Raw genomic sequence first — 3097 nt, 5'->3', positions numbered from 1 at the left:
TGCTCATGGGTGGAACATCGATTATTGGCGTCTGGTCGTGGTTGCCGCGCACTAGTACAGGCTTCTCCTCCTGGATCTTGGATCTGTTGGGGGTGGGGCAGTGGAACGTGGTGGTGGCCGGCGGTCGGGTGTCGTGACACGTTGTTGGGTCCTGAAGGATCGGGCCGCGCGGGTCTGTCGGGAGAGTTTCGGCTTCTTCTGGTGGGTGCGTGGGGGCTGGTTTCTTCTGGTTGTGGGCCTCATCGATGCTCGGGACGGTGTTCCGGGTGGGTGTGGGGTGCCGGTTGTATGTTGAGAACTACACAGTGGACGCGAGCATCTTTGTGGCCAAGTTTTTAAGGGCACACGGTGGATGCCTTGGCACCAGGAACCGAAGAAGGACGTAGGAATCTGCGATAAGCCTCGGGTAGTCGATAACCAGACTGTGATCCGAGGATTTCCGAATGGGGAAACCCGGCTGGAGGCAAGTCCAGTCACCCGCACCTGAATATATAGGGTGTGTGGAGGGAACGTGGGGAAGTGAAACATCTCAGTACCCACAGGAAGAGAAAGCAACCGCGATTCCGTGAGTAGTGGCGAGCGAAAGCGGATGAGGCTAAACCGGGCGTGTGTGATAGCTGTCAGGCGTTGCATGTCCGGGGTCGTGGGACTTTCCGGTCGGGACTGACATCCCGGCATGGAGTGAGAAATCTGCGTCATAGTCGAAGAGCATTGAATGGCTCGGCACAGAGGGTGCGACCCCCGTAGACGAAATGGTGTGGACTCCAGGAGAGGATCCCAAGTAGCACGGGGCCCGAGAAATCCCGTGTGAATCTGGCAGGACCACCTGCTAAGCCTAAATATTCCCTGGTGACCGATAGCGGACAAGTACCGTGAGGGAAAGGTGAAAAGTACCCCGGGAGGGGAGTGAAATAGATCCTGAAACCGTGTGCCTACAATCCGTCGGAGCCTCCCGCCAGTGGGCGTGTGGGGTGACGGCGTGCCTTTTGAAGAATGAGCCTGCGAGTTAGTGCTCAGTGGCGAGGTTAACCCGTGTGGGGAAGCCGTAGCGAAAGCGAGTCCGAACAGGGCGTCCATAGTCGCTGGGTCTAGACCCGAAGCGGAGTGATCTACCCATGGCCAGGTTGAAGCGCAGGTAAGACTGCGTGGAGGACCGAACCCACTTAGGTTGAAAACTGAGGGGATGAGCTGTGGGTAGGGGTGAAAGGCCAATCAAACTCCGTGATAGCTGGTTCTCCCCGAAATGCATTTAGGTGCAGCGTCACGTGTTTCTTGCCGGAGGTAGAGCTACTGGATAGCCGATGGGCCTCACCAGGTTACTGACGTTAGCCAAACTCCGAATGCCGGTAAGTGAGAGCGTGGCAGTGAGACTGCGGGGGATAAGCTCCGTAGTCGAGAGGGAAACAGCCCAGATCACCAGCTAAGGTCCCTAAGCGTGTGCTAAGTGGGAAAGGATGTGGAGTTGCTGTGACAACCAGGAGGTTGGCTTAGAAGCAGCCACCCTTGAAAGAGTGCGTAATAGCTCACTGGTCAAGTGATTCCGCGCCGACAATGTAGCGGGGCTCAAGCACACCACCGAAGCTGTGGCATTGACACTTTTGCTCGGCACCGACGCCTGCGGGTTCGGTGTCCAGGCGTGTTGATGGGTAGGGGAGCGTCGTGTTGCCAGGGAAGCGGCGGAGTGATCCAGCCGTGGAGGCTACACGAGTGAGAATGCAGGCATGAGTAGCGAATGACGGGCGAGAAACCCGTCCGCCGAATAACCAAGGGTTCCAGGGTCAAGCTAATCTGCCCTGGGTAAGTCGGGACCTAAGGCGAGGCCGACAGGCGTAGTCGATGGACATCCGGTTGATATTCCGGAACCGGCGAAGAACCGCCCATGACGAACCTTGTGATGCTGAGTGCCTGAAGCACCGCCATCTGGCCCTTCGGGGTCGCCGGTGGTGTGGAGCGCACGACCCGATCAGGTAGTAGTCAAGCGATGGAGTGACGCAGGAAGGTAGCCTCCGCGTGGCGATGGTTGTCCACGTCCAAGGGTGTAGGGCGCGGTCCAGGCAAATCCGGACCGCCGCATTGAGTTGCACGCCTGAGACCTGATAGTGACCGCGAATGCGGGAAGAGGGTGATCCTATGCTGCCGAGAAAAACTTCTAGCGAGGTTCGAGCCGCCCGTACCCCAAACCGACTCAGGTGGTTAGGTAGAGAATACCAAGGCGATCGAGTGAATCGTGGTTAAGGAATTCGGCAAAATACCCCCGTAACTTCGGGAGAAGGGGGGCCCTGATCGTGACGGAACGTGCTTCCCGAGCGTGATCGGCCGCAGAGACCAGGGAGAAGCGACTGTTTACTAAAAACACAGGTCCGTGCCAAGTCGCAAGACGATGTATACGGACTGACGCCTGCCCGGTGCTGGAACGTTAAGGGGACGGGTTAGCAGCAATGCGAAGCTCAGAACTTAAGCGCCAGTAAACGGCGGTGGTAACTATAACCATCCTAAGGTAGCGAAATTCCTTGTCGGGTAAGTTCCGACCTGCACGAATGGCGTAACGACTTCTCCACTGTCTCAACCACGAACTCGGCGAAATTGCACTACGAGTAAAGATGCTCGTTACGCGCAGCAGGACGGAAAGACCCCGGGACCTTTACTACAGCTTGGTATTGGTGTTCGGTACGGCTTGTGTAGGATAGGTGGGAGACTGTGAAGCCGTCACGTCAGTGATGGTGGAGTCAACGTTGAAATACCACTCTGGTCGTTCTGGATATCTAACCTCGGTCCGTGATCCGGATCAGGGACAGTGCCTGGTGGGTAGTTTAACTGGGGCGGTTGCCTCCTAAAAGGTAACGGAGGCGCCCAAAGGTTCCCTCAGCCTGGTCGGTAATCAGGTTTCGAGTGTAAGTGCACAAGGGAGCTTGACTGTGAGACAGACATGTCGAGCAGGGACGAAAGTCGGGACTAGTGATCCGGCGGTGGCTTGTGGAAGCGCCGTCGCTCAACGGATAAAAGGTACCCCGGGGATAACAGGCTGATCTTGCCCAAGAGTCCATATCGACGGCATGGTTTGGCACCTCGATGTCGGCTCGTCGCATCCTGGGGCTGG

At 57.2% G+C, this 3097-nt stretch carries 1 rRNA gene; it reads left to right on the top strand.

The annotated features are described in order from the left end of the window. Window positions 1–325: 325 nt before the first annotated feature. A 23S ribosomal RNA gene (locus N865_RS21085) occupies window positions 326–3097 on the top strand; the annotation flags it as partial.

This window comes from Intrasporangium oryzae NRRL B-24470, from assembly GCF_000576595.1.
Taxonomy (GTDB): domain Bacteria; phylum Actinomycetota; class Actinomycetes; order Actinomycetales; family Dermatophilaceae; genus Intrasporangium_C; species Intrasporangium_C oryzae.
Note: the sequence above shows the minus strand (reverse complement) of the source record. Positions and strands in the feature narration are given on the sequence as shown.